At 41.6% G+C, this 22942-nt stretch carries 17 protein-coding genes; 6 read left to right on the top strand and 11 right to left on the bottom strand.

Annotated features, from left to right (window positions below; all coding sequences use genetic code 11):
• Positions 1-22 precede the first annotated feature (22 nt).
• Positions 23-2281, bottom strand: coding sequence for a TonB-dependent receptor (locus AOG26_RS11075; protein WP_054562535.1), 2259 nt, complete (start codon positions 2279-2281; stop codon positions 23-25).
• Between the two features lie 263 nt (positions 2282-2544).
• On the opposite strand from AOG26_RS11075, the gene AOG26_RS11070 reads away from it, so the two are divergent.
• The 4 genes from AOG26_RS11070 (at position 2545) to AOG26_RS11055 (ending at position 7285) form a co-directional block, all read left to right on the top strand.
• Positions 2545-3552 carry a LacI family DNA-binding transcriptional regulator gene (locus tag AOG26_RS11070; protein ID WP_054562534.1) on the top strand — a complete coding sequence of 336 codons (1008 nt, stop codon included), beginning with the start codon at positions 2545-2547 and terminating at the stop codon, positions 3550-3552.
• Between the two features lie 101 nt (positions 3553-3653).
• Positions 3654-4904, top strand: a complete 1251-nt coding sequence (locus AOG26_RS11065; protein ID WP_054562533.1) for an MFS transporter — start codon at positions 3654-3656, stop codon at positions 4902-4904.
• Positions 4905-4913: 9 nt separating this feature from the next.
• A complete protein-coding gene (locus AOG26_RS11060; protein WP_054562532.1) occupies positions 4914-6422 on the top strand; it encodes a trehalase family glycosidase in 1509 nt (502 codons plus the stop codon).
• A gap of 164 nt (positions 6423-6586) precedes the next feature.
• Positions 6587-7285, top strand: a complete 699-nt coding sequence (locus AOG26_RS11055) for a helix-turn-helix transcriptional regulator (protein WP_054562531.1) — start codon at positions 6587-6589, stop codon at positions 7283-7285.
• A 116-nt stretch (positions 7286-7401) separates the two neighbouring features.
• On the opposite strand, the gene AOG26_RS11050 is transcribed toward AOG26_RS11055, so the two are convergent.
• From AOG26_RS11050 to AOG26_RS11030, 5 genes are all read right to left on the bottom strand, one after another.
• A complete protein-coding gene (locus AOG26_RS11050; RefSeq protein WP_054562530.1) occupies positions 7402-7800 on the bottom strand; it encodes a hypothetical protein in 399 nt (132 codons plus the stop codon).
• A 275-nt stretch (positions 7801-8075) separates the two neighbouring features.
• Positions 8076-8849 carry a CsgG/HfaB family protein gene (locus AOG26_RS11045; RefSeq protein ID WP_054562529.1) on the bottom strand — a complete coding sequence of 258 codons (774 nt, stop codon included), beginning with the start codon at positions 8847-8849 and terminating at the stop codon, positions 8076-8078.
• Entirely contained in the window at positions 8849-9274 is a 426-nt protein-coding gene (locus tag AOG26_RS11040; protein WP_054562528.1) for a curli assembly protein CsgF, read from the bottom strand. The genes AOG26_RS11045 and AOG26_RS11040 overlap by 1 nt, the downstream gene beginning before the upstream one ends.
• On the bottom strand, positions 9264-9656 hold the full coding sequence (locus tag AOG26_RS11035; RefSeq protein ID WP_054562527.1) for a curli production assembly/transport protein CsgE: 393 nt from the start codon (positions 9654-9656) through the stop codon (positions 9264-9266). Before AOG26_RS11035 ends, AOG26_RS11040 begins: the two co-directional genes overlap by 11 nt.
• A 35-nt stretch (positions 9657-9691) precedes the next feature.
• Entirely contained in the window at positions 9692-11206 is a 1515-nt protein-coding gene (locus AOG26_RS11030; protein ID WP_054562526.1) for a curlin, read from the bottom strand.
• A 559-nt stretch (positions 11207-11765) separates the two neighbouring features.
• Here AOG26_RS11030 and AOG26_RS11025 point away from each other — a divergent pair.
• Complete coding sequence (locus AOG26_RS11025) at positions 11766-14264, top strand: S8 family serine peptidase (protein WP_054562525.1); 2499 nt, start codon at positions 11766-11768, stop codon at positions 14262-14264.
• A gap of 44 nt (positions 14265-14308) precedes the next feature.
• On the opposite strand, the gene AOG26_RS11020 is transcribed toward AOG26_RS11025, so the two are convergent.
• Both AOG26_RS11020 and AOG26_RS11015 read right to left on the bottom strand, forming a co-directional pair.
• Positions 14309-14788, bottom strand: coding sequence for an ankyrin repeat domain-containing protein (locus AOG26_RS11020; protein WP_082401608.1), 480 nt, complete (start codon positions 14786-14788; stop codon positions 14309-14311).
• A gap of 59 nt (positions 14789-14847) precedes the next feature.
• Complete coding sequence (locus AOG26_RS11015) at positions 14848-16362, bottom strand: catalase (RefSeq protein WP_152966958.1); 1515 nt, start codon at positions 16360-16362, stop codon at positions 14848-14850.
• A gap of 226 nt (positions 16363-16588) precedes the next feature.
• Between AOG26_RS11015 and AOG26_RS11010 the strand changes: the two genes are divergently transcribed.
• A complete protein-coding gene (locus AOG26_RS11010) occupies positions 16589-17800 on the top strand; it encodes a sugar efflux transporter (protein ID WP_235575486.1) in 1212 nt (403 codons plus the stop codon).
• Positions 17801-17858: 58 nt separating this feature from the next.
• Here AOG26_RS11010 and AOG26_RS11005 read toward each other — a convergent pair whose 3' ends face one another.
• From AOG26_RS11005 to AOG26_RS10995, 3 genes are all read right to left on the bottom strand, one after another.
• On the bottom strand, positions 17859-18944 hold the full coding sequence (locus AOG26_RS11005; protein ID WP_054562523.1) for a methyl-accepting chemotaxis protein: 1086 nt from the start codon (positions 18942-18944) through the stop codon (positions 17859-17861).
• A 190-nt stretch (positions 18945-19134) separates the two neighbouring features.
• Positions 19135-21534, bottom strand: coding sequence for a TonB-dependent siderophore receptor (locus AOG26_RS11000; RefSeq protein WP_054562522.1), 2400 nt, complete (start codon positions 21532-21534; stop codon positions 19135-19137).
• Between the two features lie 152 nt (positions 21535-21686).
• The gene (locus tag AOG26_RS10995; RefSeq protein ID WP_054562521.1) at positions 21687-22907 is read right to left on the bottom strand and encodes an MFS transporter; all 1221 of its coding nucleotides are present in this window, start codon (positions 22905-22907) and stop codon (positions 21687-21689) included.
• Positions 22908-22942: the final 35 nt, after the last annotated feature.

Raw genomic sequence — 22942 nt, 5'->3', positions numbered from 1 at the left:
TCAAGGGGTTTGGGAGAATCGCTTAAAACTCGTAGCTAATGCTTAAGCGTGTAGTACGAGGCATAATGTAACGACCATTCGGTGCATCAGCATTACGAGGGTCACCTTCGGTGATGCCTTGCTCGTCAGTTAAGTTATCAACCGCTAATTGCACTTTAATACCTTCCATAGGCTCAACAATTAAACCAATGTCTACTTTTTCGTAACCTTCTAATACAACTGTGTTTTCGTTGTCGCCCCAACGATCATCAACCGCTGAGATTGTGCCGTATAAGGTTGCATACATATCGCTTACTTCAAAGTCATAGCTTGGTGTTACACGTACTTGCCATTTTGGCTGACGTTGGCTTTCGTTACCTTCGTTGCTTGGGCTTTCTGTGATTTCTGTTTCTTGAAGCGTTGAGTTTAAGTTAACTGAGAAACCAGATTCGTGGTTGTAGTTATAATCAAGCTCAATACCGTAGGCTTCGTTTGTTAAGATTTCAGCTGGTACACCAGGGCGACGAACAAAGGTGTCACCTTTTACTTCGTTAGTGAAGAATGTTGCATAGAAATCGGTGCTATCAGTTAATAGCTTATAACCAAACTCGGCTTGTGTTACTTCTTTAATTAACTTTTCGCCACCTTCGTATGCGCTAAAGTTATCGCGGAAGTCGTCGAAGTAAGGCATTTTGTAACCACGGTTTACGCGAGCAAATACACCCATGTCATCATTAATTGAGTAGTTGATACCCGTTGTCCACGATGTTTTGCTTTCGTCATATTGAACTGACTTGTCGATTACGCCATCAAGACCTTCATCAACCGAGTATTCCACTTCGTGGTTTTCAAAACGAACACCGGCATCAAGCGTAAAGTCATCGTTGAATTTATATTGAGCTGTTGTGTAAAAGGCATTGGTGCGTGCATCGCCTGTAGAGTTGATATCGTAGTTGAAGTCACAACCATCAACACTTGCATTACACTCGATGCCGTCTAGCATTTCGCCGCCTGCTTCAAGCACGTGATACGCTGTGTTACCTAAGCTCCACCAGTCATTTGCTGATGTGCTTGCTGTGTAATAACCAAAGGCCAGTGATAAATTATCAAGCTTTTTAGCGAATGCTAAATCATTGGTGAATGCGCTAATTTCTTTTAATACCACCCAACGACCAAGTTGTTGAACCGCTGTGTCTGCATCGTATTCTGTGCCAGTTACTGCACCTGTTGCTGTCTCACCGTTATCTGCCACTGCACCCACTGTTGTCGCAGAGCCCGCAGGTACTAAGCCGTACGTGTTTGCATCACCTTTGGTGATGTTGAAGCGATCTGTGAAGCTCCAACCGTTATCGAATTCAAGTTTGATACTACCGCCAGAAACATGACCTTTCCAACCACGGCCTTCACCTAAGTCGATCTGTTGCTCGTCATTATTTGCGCCTGTGTAGATAGTCGCTTGGCGATTTAAAGTACCCAGCTGCGTGTAGCTTGCATCAACACCGTCAACATTTAGTGGCGTTGGTAAGTACCAAGCACCATGGTCGTCTGTTTGACGCGTGTATAAGTTAATGGTGCCGTTTTCTAATTCTTTAGTGATATTAATGGTGAACTGGCTGCCTTTTTCTGATGTGAAACCTGCATCACGAATACCTGGAGAGCTTTTAACATAACCACCCACCATAAAGAATAAGTCATCAGAAATCTCACCACTAACCATAGCGTCAATGCGTTGTAGGTCATAATCTGAAGTTGTGTATTTGAATACACCTTCGGTATCTTCACTACCACGTTTAAGGCGGAAGTTAGTTGTTAAACCAGGTTGACCATTTGATACAACAGGGTTTGGACCGCCGCGCAGTGCTTCCATTGTTTCGATTGTTTCATCTAAACGGAATAACGACGAGTTTTCTAAAAATGACAAAGTAGGCGCAGGATAAATTGGCGAACCTTCAAGGCTTAATGTTAAAAATGGTGCATCACCACCACCAGGGAAACCACGTACAAATACGTTCGCGCCAGACTCACCACCCGAGCTTTCTACCCACACACCCGGCACGGCTTTGAATAAATCAGCTGTACTTTTTGGCGATAATTTAACAATTTGATCTGCATCGATATTGGTCACGGCATAGCCAGCATCAATTTTACGTACGCCAATACCTGCAGGTGTACCAGATACAATAATTCGTTCTACTTTTTCTTTAGCTGGTTGCTCAGTTTGCTCTTCGGCCATAACTGTTTGGCCACTCAAAGCTAGCAAAATTGCAGAGGCTAGCGCACTGCGTGTGTATGTAGTTGTCATTGTGTGTTCCCATTTTTTATGTTGTTGAAAGCAATGTATTAGCGAATATTTTGCAATTGTTAACACCTTGCTTTTATAAACCATAAAGATTTATGCAAACGTTTGCAATTTGTTTTTTCAATTTTTTGTCCTTTTTTTACCCACAGGGTGAGTTGGTCTGTTTTGCTTACTGAAAAAATATTATGCTCTTTGGCGCAGCGGTTTGGTCGAAATGGTGGTATATTGCCAGCATATGTTTTAAAGGAAAGCAGTGTTTCAGTATCATGAATGATAGAAAATTAAAGTTAGCTGATCTTGCGAAATTAGCCGGTGTTTCTACGTCGACAGTATCTCGTGCGCTCAATGATAACCCATTGATAAAGCAGGAAACTCGCGACAAGCTTCAACAGTTAGCAAAAAAACATAACTTTAGTTTAAACACGGCTGCTAGCCGCCTTCGCACCCAAAAAACTAATGTTGTTGCGGTTATTATTAACCTCGATGGTGATACAGAACAGTCTATTAACGACCCTTTCTTACTTAAAATTGTTGGTGAAATAAATTTAGCGCTAAATAAATTTGGCTTAGAGTTATTACTCTCTAATTCGTTTATGGCCAGTGATGATTGGGCAAATTACTTTATTAATAGCCGCCGTGCCGATGGCATTATTGTGGTCGGCCAAGGTAAAAGCCAAGCAAATATTGAAGCTGCAGCGAGTGCTGGTGTTCCTTTAGTTGTGTGGGGCGATCCAAAAACACCCAGCAGTTACCCAATTGTTGGCAGCGATAATTATTTAGGTGGTCGCATAGCGACTGAGCACTTATTGTCAAATGGCGCTAAAAACATATTGTTTTTAGGTGACCCTGGGCACGCTGAAATTAGTGAACGCCACCGTGGTTATTTAGATGCTATTAATGAAGCCAAAGCCACTCCTCACGTGGTTTCTATCGATATTACTAGTAGTGCTGCTTATAAAGGAATTAACCAATTGTTGGTAGAAAAAGGGCTGTGCTTTGATGGCATTATGGCATGTAGTGACATGGTGGCTTTTGGTGCGATGAAAGCCCTGAAAGAGCGTTACATTAGTATTCCAAACGACGTTGCCCTCGTGGGCTTTGATGATATTGCCATGGCAGATATCAGTCACCCATCTTTGTCGAGTATTAAACAAAATACTCAACGCGCTTCAGTTATTCTTGTTGAAAAGTTGTTAGCCCAGTTAGCAGGCCAGTCGGTAGAATCTCAAGTTGTTGAAATAGAACTAGTAAATAGGCAGTCGAGTCAGCGCTAAACCTATTGAATGTTAGCAATATGTGTAATTTTAAATGCAAACGTTTGCATTTTGTTTTGCGCTAAACTAGACTGAATAAAAATAATCATAGGTTGAAGTGAATGAATCCTATAAGAATAACTATCGCGCTGGCATGCAGCTATTTTGTCTTTGCTATTATGCTCAATAGTGTAGGCACTGTTATTTTACAAGCAATCAATAGCTTAGATGTAAGCAAAACTCAGGCGTCTGTTCTTGAAGGATTTAAGGATCTTAGTATTGCCATTGTGTCATTTTTAGTGGCGTCATTTATCCCTCGCATAGGCTATAAAATTGCTATGCTCGGTGCTTTATTACTGGTAGCAGCAATGTGCTTGGTTGTTCCGAGCATTGCCGACTTTTGGATTTTAAAAGCACTATTTGCCGCAATTGGTTGCAGCTTTGCTGTTATGAAAATCTCTGTTTACTCTGTTATTGGTCAAGTGACTGATAATGCTAATAAACATTCAGCGTTATTAAACACCATTGAAGGGGTGTTTATGCTTGGCGTGCTGTCGGGTTATTGGATTTTTGCGTTATTTATAGACGCTGATAACCCGCAAAGTAGCCACTGGTTGAATGTTTATTACTTGCTTGCAGTGATTGTTGCGGTGGCGTTTATTTCTGTGGTTGCGGCACCAATAAAATCGCCAGAACTAAAAACTAATCAGCAATCGCAGCTTCATGATTTTATTGATATGTTAAAGCTGACTTACCAACCCCTTGTGCTTATTTTTGTTCTTAGTGCATTTATGTATGTACTAATTGAGCAAGGCGTGGGCACTTGGCTGCCGACCTTTAATAACCAAGTTTTAAAATTGCCTGTTGATGTCAGTATCCAACTTGCCAGTTTGTTTGCAGCTGCGTTAGCGCTTGGTCGTTTGGTAGCAGGGCAAGTACTTAGGTTTATTAGTTGGTTTAGTTTATTAATGGGCTGCTTGGTCGCTATGGGTGTGCTCGTATTATTGGTGCTGCCTTTGACTCACGATGTAGATGGAAGCCAAGTGAAAAGTGTGTTTGATGTGCCTTTTGCAGCATACATGCTGCCGTTGATTGGCTTTTTTATGGCACCGATTTACCCGTTACTTAACTCTGTGATGCTGAGTTCACTTGCTAAGCACAAGCATGCTGCTATGACTGGTTTAATTGTGGTTTTCTCTGCATTAGGTGGAACAACAGGTTCAATTATTACGGGCTTTGTATTTGATAAATTTAGCGGTCAGCATGCATTTTATCTCACATTAGTGCCAATAGCCTTGCTATTAATCACCGTTTCAATCTTTAAGAAAATCACTCTAAAACCACAGTATCAAGCGGCTTCAAGCGCAGAATAAGGGATTATCATGAACTTCGTTAATAGCCAATTATTTAAAGACGTACAGCTAGCAGAAGTGTTTGCTGATTCAAAAATGTTTGCCGATGCAGTGCCAAACTTATCTTGGCAAAGTGCTTGTGAGTTATATCAACTTGTAGGCCCTTTAAAAGGTGATACGCTGCGTGAATTTGTAATGTCGAACTTTGTTTTTGCTGATCAGTCTATTCCGACTGCGAAATTAGATACCACATCAGTTAAACAGTATATTCTTGACCTATGGCCGCATTTGCATCGCAATGCTGATACTGATTTAGCAAGCTCATTAATGCCTTTGCAGTTTGATTACATTGTGCCGGGTGGCCGTTTTCAAGAAATTTATTATTGGGATAGTTATTTTACAGCCTTGGGTTTAGAAGATTGTGGCGATCTAGCCACCATTGAAGCCATGGTTAATAACTTCATTGACCTACAAGAACGTAATGGCTGTATTCCAAATGGTAACCGTGTTTATTATAGCTCTCGCTCGCAACCACCTGTTTTGGCGTTAATGATAGCGATGCTATGGGACGCTAAATATAAACATGAAACAGATTTAACTTGGCTGGCAAACGCCGTCAAAGCACTTGAAGCTGAGTATCAATTTTGGATGCAAGGCTGTAACGACCTTAGCAGTGAAACGCCTGCTATTAGGCGTGTTGTAAAAATGCCTAATAAGGCTATTTTAAACCGCTATTGGGATAGTGCAGCAACACCTCGTCCAGAATCATTAAAAGAAGATTTACATGACGCTGAAGGACTGACAACTGAGCAGCAGCAAAGTTATTTTCAACATATTCGTGCTGCATGCGAGTCTGGCTGGGACTTTAGTAGCCGTTGGCTTTGTGATCATAATGACTTAAAAAGCATTGAAACAACCAATATCATACCGGTTGATTTGAATAGCTTACTTTATAACTTAGAGCATACGTTATCTCGTTTTTACCGTTTACTTGATGAAGAACAAAAGAGTCAATCAATTGCTGAGTTGGCTACACTGCGCTTAGATGCAATTAATACCTATTGTTGGAATTCTGAGGCGGGTGTTTATCGTGATTACAATATTCGACTCAATCAGCAAAGTAGTGTCGATTCGATGGCAATGGCTGTTCCTTTGTTTGTAGGCGCTGCATCTGTACAACAAGCTCAACAAGTGAAGCAAAAACTGATGAGTGAGTTTTTAAAACCCGGTGGTTTAGTGACAACATTGTGTAGTACACCACAACAATGGGATAGTCCTAACGGTTGGGCGCCGCTACAATGGTTCGCTGTAAAGGGTTTAACAGAGTATGGCTTTGTCAGCGAGGCACAAGCGATCATAAAAAACTGGCTGAGTATGATCGAAGTGCGTTTTGTAGAAGATAAGTGCCTTCTTGAAAAGTACAATGTGTGCGAATTAGTTAGCCGTGCAGGTGGTGGCGAATACACAGTACAGCAAGGATTTGGTTGGACAAACGGTGTAACATCACGTTTTTACAAACTACTTGATGACTCGCTGTAAAAGGGGAGATGTGAGTATTGTTTGTTTACATTATATTAACCTGAATATCTGGCCATCCAAATGGGTTAGCAATGTTGTAAATTGCCAAAATAAAGGCTTATGAATGGTTGAATCATGTATCTAAATTAGGTATTGTGAATAAAATGTTTCAAGGAAGAAATGAGATGATTCAACCAACTTCTGTATTTCTAAAAACACAGCCAAGGTTACAAAACCGCAGCCAAAATTATCAATATTTAATTAAAATACTCGATGCGTTTTTTATGCGCGTAAAAGTCGATGCAAGCTTGCCTCAAGACTCTATGCGCGAAGAGTTTAACCTTTATTTGATTGATAGCACTGACGCACATTGGAAAGACTTACTACCTGCAGAGTTAGTGCAGCTTGCTAAGCAACATTTAGTGGTTATTTTTAATGCGGACGCTAATGCAATTTGCGAAAAAAACTTACTTTTAAATGGCATTAAAGGGGTGTTTTTTGCAGAACAATCACCTGAGGATATTTTTGCAGGGCTGGTCAGAGTGATCAATGGCGAGCTGTTTTTTAGCCGTAAAAGTATTTCTACTACCTTTAACCATATGCTATCTGCAATGTCTCGCAGCCAATTCAATGCTAGTAACGATTCGGTAAATACAGATATTGACCTCAGCTTACTGACTAAACGAGAAAAATCAGTGATTCATTTACTTGCCCAAGGTGCGAGTAATCGAGATATCGCAGAGCGTTTAAATATCAGCGATCATACAGTTAAAACCCATCTGTACAGTGCATTCAAAAAAACGGCATCGCGTAACCGCGTGGAGCTGGCTAATTGGGCTCAAAATTACATGGCAGTGAGTTTGTCTTTACAAAATACACAGTGACAAACTGCAGCTAGTTTAATCCCAGTGGTAGTGTTTGCTATTAAAGCTGGTTTAGCACTTGCTCGATGCTTAAAAATCCAGCTTCAAGCAAGTAGCCTTCAAAATCGTGTTTCCGTTTAGCTTCCATTATTCGAGCCTCGGTTCGATTTAGATGTGACCTTATTCATAAAATACAGTGGTATACAGAGTATTAATAATCCTAGCCATTGCCATAATGGCGCAAAAAGAAACACCAGCGCTGATTGTGCATCATGAGAAAAATAGATTGAACCTATGGTCACAGTACCAAATAAGACACACATAATAGTGACAATAAACGTGGCAATTTGTGCCACTCTTGTTTTACTGTGTTCAACCATCCACGCCATTAATAAATAGGGCGAAATCCCCCATAAAACAAAACCAATTGGCAGACTTTTTGAACTGTCAAAATTATCAATGGTGATGACTAGAGTAATCAGTGCGGCTAAAACAATAAGAGAATAAGCGCATTTGGAGAAGGTAATCCATTTCATAAATAAAACTTAATTAATACCAACCCGCAATAATACTTAATCATTTTGAGGGATTAAACCTGTCGCTATCTGCGTTAAAAATTTCTGATTTAGAAAAACTAAATAACGAAATTATTGCCTTGCTATCAACGAGGTTTTATTGCCTCAAAATAGACTACTTAATTAAGCGAATTGGTATAACTGAATGCTATAAGTATTTATTTCGATGGATAATTAAGCAGAAAGTTCAAATTGGGCGCTGTGATGTTCAGCGCCACACTAATATATTCATTAAATTAGACCGCTTTTGCAGACCAAATACCTTTGTTAATACCTTTTAATACAAGGTCGCTAAGCGCTTTTTCAATTGCTTGTGTTACGCAAATACTCATAGGTTCATTGTCGGTGAATCCGGCTTCTGCTTCTGCAAGACGCTTGTAGCTCACATAGCGAAAGAAGCCTGCGCGCATTTCTTGGCTGAGCACTTTTTTGCTTGTCGCAACGGATAGCAAAACTTGGCCTGTGCGAACATCAACAGCGCGTAAATAAATTGAGATTGCATCTTCACGGTATAACTCTGATGCGCCAATCCCAAAATATTCCATACCAATCCCGCCGGTTTTGATATTTGTGTCGTAGCTAATGATACCGCCTTCTAAGATTATTTTAGCTGTCGTGAGCGGTGGTAATTCAGGTAGCTTATCGTTTTCGGCTTGCGCAGCGCGAATAATTTTACGCTCAGTTAAGATATTTTGTAGACCTTCGCGTTCTACCGGAATAAACCAATCAGATTCATGCAATGCTTGCACTAAAATAGAGTTAGCACCTTGTGTTACTGCGGTAGAAAATGAGCTTACATTTGCCTGTGGTTTGTATTGCCCAGTTTGGTCACGAAATGAGTACACTGACACAGGAATGCTTCCCATTGGTTGAGGAAGGGCCTGCAAAGCCTGGAAAGTTTCGGTTGGCTCAAGAGAGTCTGCTAGTTGTTTAGTCGGCGGGATTAAATTGCCCATTGATGAACAACCCGACAGAAGTAATACCATTGCTGCTAATGTGAGTGTCTTCATTATCCAAACCTCGGTACTTCAATTACTGTCACTGTGCCATCAGAGGTGTTGGTAATCCTAACGGTGATTGTGTCACTGGTACTGGTGATAATTTGAATTTCATAATCACCCGTCATAAAGGTCGAGTCACCATTAAAGATGCTGTCGTCGATTTCGTCACCAAATGCCATATCTGTGATTTCTCGTACCATTCTATTTAAGTATGTACGCTCTAACGAATCTTGAAATTTTTCCCCGTAGGTTTGTTCGATAACCGGCGCTTTGTGCTTGTTTTGTGATTGCGCTTTATTAAGTAGCATGCTGGCATTTAATGGGCTGCCACCAAAGCTTGGGTTAATTGGGGTATAAACGAGTTCGGTTGCCCAACTAGAAAGAGGGCAGAGGATTATTATTAGTGTTGTTAAGTATTTCATTTTACCATCCATTTTTTGCCATATCAGGTGTTGATTGCTGCATTTGACTGCGTGCCATGGCATCCATCACGCTATACATGGCTTGTTTTACACGTTCATTTAATGGCTCTAAGCGACGTCCTAAATAAGTGACGTACACTATTTGGTTATTCATTTTTAAGACAAGTCGAGTCCCCGCTCGGGGTAATACCGTTTCTTTTATTTCGATATTAAAACCTGCTGTTGAAGGTAGATCGCGCCATAGGTTGGCAAACTCAAAATAAAATTGATGGCCAAATCGGCTAATACTTCTATCGAGTACTAAGCCATCGATTTCGAGGTCTTCGCCATAACTAGCCGTACTTTGAGCTGCAAGCACGATGCAACATATGCGTAGTAAGTTTTTTATTTTCATAATGGAATGAGGGAGCAAGGCTCCCTCTTAAGCGATTATTCTTGGGTTACAGTTGCGGTATTGCCATCACCTAGTTGAGTGATAACAACTGTGCTGTTAGAGCCAATCATTGAGCCTTCAACAAGGTTTGCGTTGCCGTCTTGTACAACGACCAGTGAGTTACCCTCACCGCCTAGCAAGAATGCACTTTCACCGATACCTACAACAAAGTTTTCTGAGCCTGTTTGGCTAATATCAACAGAGTTGTTGCTACCTTCCATAATCAGGTCGATGGCATTGAGTTCACCAACTTGTGTGAAAGCAACTTGGTTGTTGTTGCTATCAAGCACGCTTGCGAATGTTAATGCCGCTTCGTTAAGGTCACCAAGCTGATTAACTGCAATGTCATTATCGTTTGAAGAGAGTGAGTCGTCTGGGTATGAAGACTGCACTAGTACAGTGTTTTCATTGCCGCCTTGAGCAATATCAACGTTGTTGTCGCTACCATTGAAGTTAGCAACGTGAGCACTGTTTGCGTCACCAATTTGGTTAGCAACAAACTCATTGCTATCGCCAATAGCACCTAAGTACACATCATTACCGTTACCATTTTGGAATGCAGTGAGTTCGTTGTCGTTGCCAATAGCATCTAAGCCAGCGGTATTGCTGTCATGCTTTTGATTGACCAATAATGTATTGCCATCACCAACAATCACGCCTGACTCAAAGCTGTTGCTGTTGCCTTCTTGATCAGACTTAACCTCGTTGTCATTGCCTGTGATTTCTGCAACTAATGCGCTGTTAGAGTCACCATCTTGCTCAAACTCAACTTCGTTATAATCACCATGCAGCGAAGTAAGCTCAGCGCTGTTGAAGAAACCTGTTTGGTCAATAGTAATTTCATTGCCGTTGCCAATTACTTCATCAGAGGTAAACGCATTGAAAACACCCTCTTGCATTACTTCGATGCTGTTGTCATCACCTCTAATTACATTGAACGTTGCTTCATTTAGTAAGCCGCTTTGCTCTGCGCTGATTGTGTTGCTGTTACCCTGTAAATCAAAGTTGTAGAACCAATGGCCACCATCACCTTGCGTTACAGTTGCGCTATTTTCATCACCAACCATGACGTTGATAGCTTCGTTGTTAACACCAAAGAATCCTGCACCTTCTTGCTCAACGCGAATAGCATTGCCAACACCAACAGTTTCAGACAATGCGCCATTCATGGTGCCGTTTTGGCTGTGCGAAACAGTATTATCGTCACCTGTGTTGTAGATAAGAGATAAGTTAGATGTTTGTGCTTGGCTTACTTCAACCATGTTGCCATCACCTACACTGACAGTTTCTGCACGATGACCTGTACCTTGTTGAGCAATAACCGCATCGTTACCAACACCGGTAACCGATACTTGATCTAGGGTAATTGAGTTTGATACACCCAATGTTGAAACTTGGCTTGCAAGCTCAGTGCTAGATTGTGTTTTATCATCTGTGTTTGCACTTGCTGCAAAGCTTGAACCTAACGCAATAGTAATTGCACAGGTAAGTAGAGACTTTCTTAACTTCATGATTATTTCCTTTAAATTATTATTAATCAAAGCTCTAAAATTATTATTTTCGCTTTTAGAACCATGTACCAGCATGCCTTGCCGGATTAATTTCTGTGATATTCAACTGTTAGCTAACAATCAGAAGTGAATGAAGCAACTTTGTTAGTTGTGACTGTGAGGTCGTACAAATAACAAGAAAATTACTTTAGACAGATTTGGAATAATATAAAATCATCAGTTTTTGTGGTTTTTATAAATTATTTATTTTCAATTGGTTATGTGTGTTTGTTTAGGTTTTAGTATGGTTTTTGATTTAAAAGCAGTAAAAAAGTTGGAGAAATATTAATGGATCATTGAGGGTGCTTTTTTCACAAAAAAGTGTGAATTGGACGTATTTTTATTGATTCAATCAGCAAAAAAGTATGGATTTAAACTTAGCATCATTTTTTTTCTTGCCTGTTATCTGCAATTTGCCATTTATGAAATATGCCACGTGATATTCATCATTCAGAAGTAATGAGCTTTGGTGGTCGGATCATAGTGATTCGATCAGTTCAACAAATTATGGATAGTAAATATGAAAACTAAATTATCTGTATTAAGCCTAGCCTTATTACCATGTTTAGGTGCTGCACAAGTCAGCACACCAGCAAAAACAACCGTCGTTGGTGCAAGTGAAGACTCTGTACTTGTTATGTATAAAAAAGGCACTTCTGCTGCAATGCGTGCCCATGCTCGTAGCTTAGTTAAAGCCACCATCAGCGATATCAACAAAGATGGTGTCGATGATAACTATTCAGCTATTTTGTCTGGCCGTTTAGCTAAATTTAAAGTTTCAGGTATGAGCAGCAAAGAAGCCATCAAACGCCTACAAAACCATGCTGCTATTGAATATGTAGAGCCTGACTACCGTGTATCGATTGCCAGTGTACCTAATGATCCTGATTTTTCGTCGCTGTGGGGTTTACACAACGAAGGTCAAACAGGTGGTGTCGCCGATGCTGACATTGATGCAGTTGAAGCATGGTCAATCTCAACCGGTAGCCGCGAAGTTGTTGTTGGTGTCATTGATACCGGTGTTGATTACAGCCACGAAGATTTAGCTGATAACGCATGGATCAACCCAGGCGAAATTCCGGGTGATGGTATCGATAATGACGGTAATGGTTACATCGATGACGTGCACGGTATTAATGCGATTACCGACTCAGGTGATCCAATGGATGACCAAGGCCATGGTACTCACGTATCGGGCACAATAGGTGCGTCAGGTAACAATGGCACCGGTGTTGTTGGTGTGAACCATGAGGTATCAATTGCGGGCTGTAAGTTCTTAAGTGCAGATGGTACAGGTTCAACTTCTGATGCAATTAAGTGTATCGATTACATGGTTGATCTTAAAAACCAAGGCGTAAATGTACGTGTTTTAAATAACAGCTGGGGTGGCGGTGGCTTTAGCCAAGCACTGGCAGATGCTATTACGGCAAGTGAACAAGCCGATATTCTATTTGTAGCAGCAGCGGGTAACGATGCGGTTGATAACGATCAAAACCCTCATTATCCGTCTAACTACGAGCATGACAGCGTATTATCAGTTGCCAGTACTGACAACAGAGATAACATGTCGAGCTTTTCACAATGGGGTTTAACAAGTGTTGATTTAGGCGCACCAGGTAGTGCAATTTTATCAACGGTACCGGGCAATGGTTACGCTAGCTATTCTGGTACATCAATGGCAACACCGCATGTTGCTGGTGCAGCTGCATTAGTGCTTTCGATCAACCCTGATTTATCAGCGCTTGAACTTAAAGAGTTGCTAATGAATAGCGGCGACCAAAATGAAGCGCTGCAAGGCAAAACAGTGTCTGGCAATCGCTTAAATGTGAATCAAGCACTTGAGCAAGCTGATCCGACTCCAAGCTTCAAAATCTCAGTGTCGCCAAGTTCACAGCAAATTACTGCTGGTGAAACTGCAACATATACCTTTGAAATTGGTTCAATCGCCCAGTGGGATGGTGTCGTTAGCCTAGCACTTCAAGCTGATTTAGCGGGTGCAACACTATCGCAAACAGAAGCTGTACCTGGAGATGTAGTTACACTAACGGTACCAACACAAGAAGCAACAGCATGGGGCAGTTATAGTTTTGTTGTTGATGCAACATCAGGTGAGTTAGCTAAACAAAGCAGTGCGTCACTGTATGTTAACCCTGTTGGCTTAAATGACTTTACTTTCTCAAATGAAACACCAGTGTCTATTCCAGATAACAATGACACGGGTATTGATTCGGTGATTACTGTAGCTGATGAACTTACTGTGTTCTCAACGGATGCAAGTATTGATATTACTCATACTTACATTGGTGATTTAATCGTCACATTAACGTCGCCGCAAGGAACAACTGCAACACTTCACAGCCAATCTGGCGGTGGTGCTGATGATCTAGTACAAAGCTACTCGCTGGCTAACTTTAATGGCGAAGTTGCGACAGGTGATTGGGTACTCAATGTCAAAGACGTACTGTCTGCTGATACCGGTACTTTAAACAGCTGGTCACTGACGTTTAGCGCTATTGGTGAAGTGAGCCCGCAGCCTCCACAAGCTGGCTTTGCATTTGAAACATCAGGTTTAGATGTCACTTTCACTAATACCAGCACAGATAGCAATGACGATATTGTTGCTTGGGCGTGGGATTTTGGTGACGGTGCATCATCAACAGATGCTGATCCTATGCATACTTACGCACAAGCAGGCAGCTATGAAGTGACGCTAACTGCGACAGATAGCGAAGGTCAAACAGATACGTTCACGCAAACGGTTGTGGTATCTGATGTTGAAATTGAGCTATCGGTTAAACGTGCTAACAAAACACGTTTAGGTACTATGCGTGTTGATTTAAGCTGGCAAACTGTGGCTGATCAAGTAAGCATCTACCGTAATGGTGAACTACTTGAAACAGTAGCTGATCGTGGTTTCTATCGCGATGTAGAGCGTAAAGCTGAGTTACTAAGCTATGAATATCAAGTTTGTGTATCTGATACTGTTTGTTCTAACCCAGTGACAGTGTCCTTCGACTAACATTGTTTCACTGCTCAAAGCCCAGTTTCCCCACTGGGCTTTTTTTATTTTTTTGCTTTCTTATATTGCGTAAGTAAAGCGAGTACATGCTGTTGACCAAATTGTGCTGCAAATGCTTCGGCGGTTTGCCCTGCTTTATTCGCATGCTCTGTGTCGCAGTCTTGCTTCATTAATGTTTTAGCGATGCTAAATTCACCTCTAAAAATAGCGGCCATCAAAGCGGTATTGCCGCGTTTATCTTCAAGGCAAGCATTGGCGCCTAATGCTAATAGTTGGTTTACCGTTTGTTTGTGGCCATGATAAGTGGCAATCATCAGCGCGGTATAGCCTTTTTCATTAACACTGTTGATTGGTAATCCGGCCTCAACAAATTGTTCAATGATGTCGTTCTCTGCGGTTCGCGCAGCAGCAAAATAATAGGCAAGTAAGGTTTGATATTGCGTCTGTGAGTCTGTTTGCTGATCAGCATTAACTGGGTTGCATGTTAATAAAAGGCTCAGCAGTAGAAAAGTAAAAATTCGCATAGTTAATTCCTAAAAAAAGAGGAAGGACATGCCTTCCTCATCAAGGTTGGGAGAGTGAATTAAAGTGAGCTTGCTAGTTTTTTCACGGTCGCTAGGTTACCGCCAACGGCTTTGGTTAAGCGCATGCCGTATTCGGTGTCTGCTTTGTAAAAGTGGCTGAGCATAATGTGCTTTACCTTGCTATCTTTTACCTTCCCTAAATCACCCGCTAAGTTGTTGATCAGGTTTGTACGCTGTTGTTTAGAAAAGCTTTGATATAACACACCAGCTTGAGCAAAGTTTTGCTGCTTTTTAATGGCTGCTTGCTGTACATAGCCAGCCAGCTTAGTTTGTGCCTTACGAGCAATTGGGTTTTCTTGCACGTTTTCATGGCTTGGCTGATAGTTCACATTGCTGGTGGTATGACCAAAGTTCATCGCACCGTCTTGGTTGTAATTAACCACTTCTACCTTGGCGCGGTTAATTGGCAATTGCTGGTGGTTTGCACCTAAACGATACATTTGGGTGTCGGCATATGAAAACACACGACCTTGTAACAAACGATCTTCTGATGGTTCAATACCCGGTATGATATTCGCAGGGGCCATAGCGACTTGTTCTGTTGCTTGGAAGAAGTTGCCTGGCATACGGTTGAGTGTCATGGTACCCACTTTGGTCTCTTTAACACCTAACCACATTTTTGTTGCATCTAACGGGTTGTAATCAAAGTCATCCAGTTCAGATGGGTCTAATACTTTGATATATAAATCCCATTTCGGGAAATTACCTTTATTGATTTCTTGGTACAGATCACGGGTTAAATGCTGAAAATCTTTACCTTGTACTTCAGTAACTTGCTTAGCATTTAAGTTTTCAATGCCTTGCTGGCTAAGCCAGTGAAATTTTACGTATTTTACGTCACCGTCTTTGTTGATCATTTTATAAGAATGCACTCCAAAGCCATCCATTTTACGCAGGCTTGCTGGTGTTCCATGGTCACTATAAACCCATGTCAGCATATGTGTTGAACCTGGTTCATGTGAGAAAAAATCAAAAAAGCGATTTGGATCTTGAATATTATCAACCGGAGATGGTTTTAATGAATGCACCATGTCTGGAAACTTAATCGCATCACGAATAAAGAACACAGGTAAGTTATTACCCACTAAGTCCCAGTTACCTTGATCTGTATAAAACTTTGTAGCAAAACCGCGTGGGTCACGTAGAGTTTCAGGGCTACCTTTACCGTGAATAACCGATGAAAAACGAACGAATACTTCTGTTTGTTTGCCTGCTTGTGCAAACGGCGCAGCAATGGTTAGGTCTTCAAGGTTTTTACTCGCAACAAACACACCATGTGCACCTGTACCACGAGCATGAACAACACGCTCAGGAATACGTTCGCGAGCAAAACGTTGCAGTTTTTGAATTAGATGAACATCTTCAAGTAAAACGCTGCCACGCGGGCCAGCTGTAATGGAGTTTTGGTTATCACCTACAGCTGCACCATTGTCTTTGGTAAGTGTAGCAGCGGATGCAGGAAGGCTGATTGCAAGAGCAAGTGCGCTTAAAGTCAGTGTGCGATTAAATTTCATAATAAACCTCTTCATAAGTCACCAAGGCATTGGCGTTTTGTTGCAGCCATTATATGAAGGTGTTTTAGTTTGGTAAAACTGATTGTTTCTATCATGTTGATAGATTTTAACTATCGATGGTGCACTTAATTTTATTTGTATTACAAAATGAAGTTTTCGCTAAAACTGTGTATAATTTGCGCCCTTTAAATATCTGTTCACGTGTCGTATTAATGTGGGGTTGTGAGTGAAAGCATTGCTGAAACAGCATGGTGTAATTTTTATTCTTCTAAGTATGCTAACCGGGTTAATGGGGGCATTTGTTAACCCATTGATGAGCTTATTCATTGTCGAAGGGCTGCAAACACCGCCCGTGTATTTAGGTGTTTATATGGTGGCGGTCACCATTACTGGGTTAGTTATTAGTCAGTGGTTAGGTGGCATGGCAGATAAAGGCACCAGTGCGCGAAAGTTATTTATGGTGGCTGTATCAGGTATGGTGTGTGCGTTAGTGACCTTTGCGAATGCCACTGCATTTTGGCAAGTATTGCTCGCAGGCGTGTTGTTTCTTGCGATGGGCAATGCGGCAATTCCGCAAATGATGACCTTGGCAAGACAATGGGCGGGGCGTCAACAGAACATCGACATTACCAGTTTTAATTCCCGTTTACGTGCAGCTATTTCCTTTGCTTGGGTCGGCGGCCCGCCGCTTGGTTATTTGTTAGCCGCTGGAGGCGAGTTTAGCCGCTCGTTTTACTTTGCTGCGGTGTGTGCCTTGGTTGCGCTAATCTTCGCATTTAAGTTTATTCCTGACTACAGCGCTAAAAAATCACAACATGGCAGAGAGCCTGCAGCCGCAGCGAGTTTATCATTTTGGTTGTTGGGCTTAGCTATTATGCTTGGTTCAACGGGCAATATTATGTATTCATCGGCACTGCCGCTTTATAGCATTACTGAACTAGGATTTGCTGAACATACGCCCGGGCTGTTTATGGGTGTGGTGGCACTGTTAGAAATTCCTATCATGCTGTATGGGGCAAAGCTTGCTAAAAAATACAATAAAGTTGCGATGCTTGCGGTGGCATTTTGTTGTGCCATTGTATTTTATTTAGGGGTGTTTTTTGCCACTCAAGTATGGCATTTAATCGCGTTGCAAGTTTTAAATGGACTGTTTTACGGTATTTTTGCGGGCATTGGGTTAACCGTATTACAAGATCAGCTCCCCGAACGAATAGGGTTTACCTCAGCGTTTTACACGAACGCCATTAAACTGGGTGTTATGTGCGGGGCAGGGGCTACAGGGGTTGTTGCACAGTTTTATAGTTTTAGGTTTGCAACGCTTGGTTCTATGCTAGCTGCAAGTTTAGCCCTTGGCTGCTTAATGTTGTTTAGTTATGTGAAGCGCCAAGAGCAGCAAGGAGCTGTTATGCCAGTACTGCAAGAAGGCTTAGTTGAATAACTTGATAAAAAACCGAGCATCGGAGCTCGGTTTTATCGTTTTTAGCCATTAGCAATAATTAGCCATTGGCGATTTGATCAAGTAAATGCATGACTCGCTCACTGGCTGCTTCCATCTTATTAATGTGATTAATCGCTGCGTCTTTATTGCCTGTTTGCAGCATGACTAACGCTTCAACACCATTGCGATGAACTTCACGATGTGGCTCTTCTAGTTGACGAAATGCGTTATGTTGTTTGAAGCCATTTGATTGCTCTGAATTATACCATTTACCTAATCGGCACATGGTGTGATCTGAAAAGTCATCAATCGACTTGTTACTTGTGCCATTGGCAACTGAATAAACTTCACCTTTCCAAACAATGTGATCTAGTTTTACGGTTTGCACGAATGAGCGTGTAGCAGCATTAATAATGGTTTCTTTCATCGAATCACAGTGACTCATGATTGAACCATAGTCATTGTTTAGCGTATCAAAACTGGTTGAAAGCTGAGTGTTATTTTGCTGGATATCTTCAACCGAGGTCACCGTTTCGCTGGTTTTGTTGATGATCTCTTTGACTAGATCAGATACTTCTTGGGCTGATTTATTGGTGTTGGTTGCAAGTGTACGAACTTCGTCGGCAACAACGCTAAACCCACGACCAGCCTCACCAGCACGGGCAGCTTCGATTGCGGCATTTAGCGCAAGTAAGTTGGTTTGATCAGAAATTTTAGAAATGGTTGATACAAAGGTGTTGATGCTATCGGCCATATCAGACAGACCCGTAATGTTACTGGTCATGCTACCCATTTTACCTGCCATACTCGCCATTTCACTGACAATATGTTGCAGAGCGTTATTTGAGTCGTTTAGTAGTTGGCTTATTTGTAAAGTAACTTGGCTTTCTTCTTCGATAACAAGGTATGAGTCGAGTACAGTTTGGCGTACGCCCTCAATTTGCGTGATACATTCAATCGAACTATTCAATAAGTTAGCAAGGAACAGTTGGTCTGCGTCATCAGCTTGCTGATGTAATTTTGCTTCTAAGCGTTCGTTTTCGTCACGTAATACGTGATTGTCGGCTTTAAGTGCCTCAACTTCAGCTAATAGCGCGTTGTATTGATCTTGGAGTAAAGAGTGGCTTTTGCTAGAGACAAACATGTATGTTCCTAATTCATATGGTTAATACTTATACCAACCCTGATTATAGATCAAAGTATTAACTTATTATCAGTGTTTTTTATTAGAAAGTGGGTAATTACGACTATTTGATTAAGTGTAGTAGAAAAAGCTGACTATTAAAGCCGAAAAAGCCCAGTAAAAACTGGGCTAAAACGAGGGAGGAGAGTAATTAATAGAAAGAATATTTTAAAGTAAGCGACGTTGTACGGCCGTTAATAGTACGGGCACGGATAATGTCGTTATCTGGTACTGAGCCTTCTTCTGCTTCGGTGATACCTACGGTGTCGAACAGGTTGTTCACGTTAAGCGATAGACTTAAGTTTTCAGACAGATTGTAACTTACAAATCCATTCACTTGTGTATAGCCATCAAACTCAAGGTCGTTACTGTCTTGTGCGTAAGCATCCGTTGTACCAATAAAGCTTAGACCAGCAGCACCTTTATCAAAGTTGTAAGTTGCCATTAGTGAGTAAATAAGGTCAGCTTGACGACGTGGTGTATTACCGACTAACTCTGGCGATAACGCATCTTTAGCAATTTCTGCGTCTGTCCAAGTAAAGTTACCACGGAAGTCCCAATCACCTACGTAGTAGGTTGATTCAACCTCAATACCTTTTGCTTCGTATTCGCGGTCAAAGAACTTTTGTGATGTTGCTTCGAAGTTTTGCTCTTCAGTTTCTGCGTAGAATGCTGTTGCAAATACTGATAGTGAATCAAAACGTTTTTTCACACCGATTTCGTATTGGTTTACTTCATCAATTGCATCGGCTTCGTCAACCGAACCATCTGCTTCAACTTTACCGAATAGTAAGCGGTCTGCATTTGCGCGGCCGCCTTTACTTAAACGGGCAAAAGTCGCAAAGCTTGGATCAATTTGGTAGTTTGCACCAATTGAGTATGAGCTGTAGTGCCAGTCGTAGTTAACAATGCTTGGGTTCGCGTTATCAATACCAACAACACTTTGCTCAGGAATTGAGATAGTACCGTCGCCATTCATATCAATTGTTGATGTTACTGCACCTGCGTAGTTACCGCGTGCTTCACCTGAATCATAGCGAGCACTTGCATCAATGCTTAAATCGCCAAACTTAGTGGCTAAGTTAATGTAAGGTGCGCGAGTTTCGTACTCTGTATCGTAGTTACGTTGACAGCAGTTACCCCAGTAAGGTGTACCATACGCGTACAAGCCATTATCTGAATAGCTGTCGCCATTCGCAGCGTAAACGTCAAGTAATGCAGCGTTGTCGCCTTTTAGCTCCATAACATATGAGTTCCAAAGCCACGACATATCAATAGATTGGCTTGATGCAAAGTAACCAAACGTAACGCTAGTGTCATCAGAGAACGACTTAGTTAATTTAAGGTCATTAACAATTGAACCCATGTCGTTTAGCGTTACATCAAATGTATGAATACGCATTGCTAAATCGTCATCGCCATAGGCTTCGCCTGCTGAACCACCATTAGCATAAACAAGCGATGCACCATCACCAGCAATACTAGAAGCAATAGAGCTCGCAGATGCAACTTCAGCTGGAATAAGAGAAATAAAGTTACCGCTTACTGATGATGTTCTAAAGCGGTTTTCGATGCGCCAGTCGTTTTCTAAATCAAATGCTGCTTCAAAACCCACTGAGGTAACAACTGGGTTCATACCGTCGGTCATATCGCCTGTGCTGATTTGGTTATCACCATTTAAACGCAGAGTTTGTGTGAAAAGCGCTGAATGGGGCGTATCTGATTGTGCATCGAAACCTGGGATTGAATCGCCATCTGAGTACATAGGCATAGGTAGGTAACCTACGCTCTTATCATCGAGGTGTTTAAAGTAAACGCGAACATAACCAGCATCAAATTCTTTAGTTAGGTTTGCCTTAATTTGGCCACCTTTATTTGATGTATAACCGGTTTCACGTGGACCTTCACCTTGGCGAACGAAGCCACCAATGTGATAGCGCACACTGTCGTTTAAATACGTACCATACTCAAAGTCTGTACGAATTGAATCATAATCAAGGCCTACAGTGGTCGATACACTGCCTGATTCGTTCTCACCCGTTTTTGAAATAAAGTTGATGATACCACCTGGGGCATCACTTGCTGCTGTTGAAGCTGAGCCACCACGGATTGATTCAACACTTTGCACTGTTGAGTCTAAGCGCATGAAAATGTCTGCGTTACCAAAGGCAATATCGCCAAACTGCATAACTGGTAAGCCATCTTCTTGTAGTTGCAAGAATTTAGCACCGCCCGATGCAACCGGTAAACCACGTACCGCGATATTTGCGTTACCTTCACCACCAGTTGATTCTGAACGAACACCCGGGATTGTTCTAAATGCTTCTGCAGTAGAACGAGGTGTTGATACTTCAATTTCCGCTAATGTAACACTGCTAACCGATGAGCTTGATGCCATGATGGTTGTACGGCGTGGTACACCGGTTACAACGATAGTTTCAAGGCCGCTTTTTTTAGCCTCAGGTTGTGCTTGCTCTTCGGCGTGTAAGTTTTGGCTTACTGCTAATGCAAGCGCGCTTAATGTATAAAGGGCATGTTTGTGTGTTGTCATAATGTGCCTCGTCTCAATCCCAGATGGTTTGTTGTCTAAATTGCTATCTTAATCGATTAAGTAAAGATAACAATAATTTTACACAGTGCAAGTCTTTTTAGCGAAAAACTTGCACAATTTATGTTCGATAATTGATTTTTAACGATTTTTATTTAGTGGCTTAATGCACTGTGCTGCGCTAAAGCTTGTTCAGCAGGGTTACGTAAGTAGTTATATAGCATGGCTAAAAACAGTAAACATGCGAAACCTGTTGCGAGATAAAAGCCGTAACGAATGTGGCCAAAATAGTCACTGATCACACCCATTAATAATGGGCCTGCAGCCGCAGAAAGGGCGGTAAAAAACAAAATAACCCCAGCAACTGCACCGTGCTGTTGCACCGCAAAGCAAGAAATACCTTTTGAGTTTAAAGTTGGGTAGATCATCGACATGAATAGCCCTGATAATGGGAGTAAGAATACCGCCCAATCAACACCACCGAAGATTAAGCCTAAATAACACAGTGCGATTCCTAAGCTTAAATACAGCATCGCCGCTTGCCAACTGAAGTGATTTAACAGCCATACCGCCAAGAAACGTCCCGCAGCGCGTAATATGAAAAACAAGGTCAGTGCATAGGTTGCCAGTAATTGCCAAGGGCCGTTGTAATCGCCAAGTAGAGTAGGCATCCACACATAAATAGCCACTTCGGTTGCAACATAAAGGGCAATCGCTAATGAAAAACCGAGTGCATAAGGGTTTTTCATCATACTCATGGTGGTTGCAAGAGAAGCCGGTTTGGCGTGTTCTTCAAGCTTTTTAGGTTTAGGGTAATCTGCACGCCAAGCAATTAAGGTTAAAATTAAACATAAAACCCCAGCGATAACGTAAAGGTAGGTCCAGCTTACCTGTTGGGTGATTAAAAAGCTGACAAGGGCAGGGCCTACAATGGCGCCAACACCAAAAAAGCCTTCGACCAAATTCATGGTTTTTGTGTGCTCTAAATTGTTTTTAGAAATATCACCTAACAGCGCCAAAGCACCGGTTTTAAATAACCCAATAGCAAGACCAATACAGCTAAGTAACACTACAAATATGCTAAAACTACTGCTAACGGCGAACAGAAAACAACAAATGGTGAATATGCCAAGCCCCAGCATGATGGTTTGTTTGCGCCCAAAACTGTCGGCCAAAAAACCTAAAAACAGGCCACTAAAAGCAATAAGTGCCATAGGTGCATAATGGAAAGCACTGGCTTGGGTCATGCTTAAATTAAATTCTTCGATAAGCTCAGGAATGATCATACCAACCGCATCAGAGGTCATCGCAAACATAAAAAACATCATGTATGTCAGCCATCTAATGGTTTGCAAAGGATCGTGTGTTCTATTCATTGTTGTATCCCCACCGAAAGGTCTGCGCCTTTACT

This window comes from Pseudoalteromonas sp. UCD-33C (assembly GCF_001306895.1).
Classification (GTDB): Bacteria; Pseudomonadota; Gammaproteobacteria; order Enterobacterales; family Alteromonadaceae; genus Pseudoalteromonas.
This window is presented reverse-complemented; position numbering and strand designations above follow the sequence as displayed.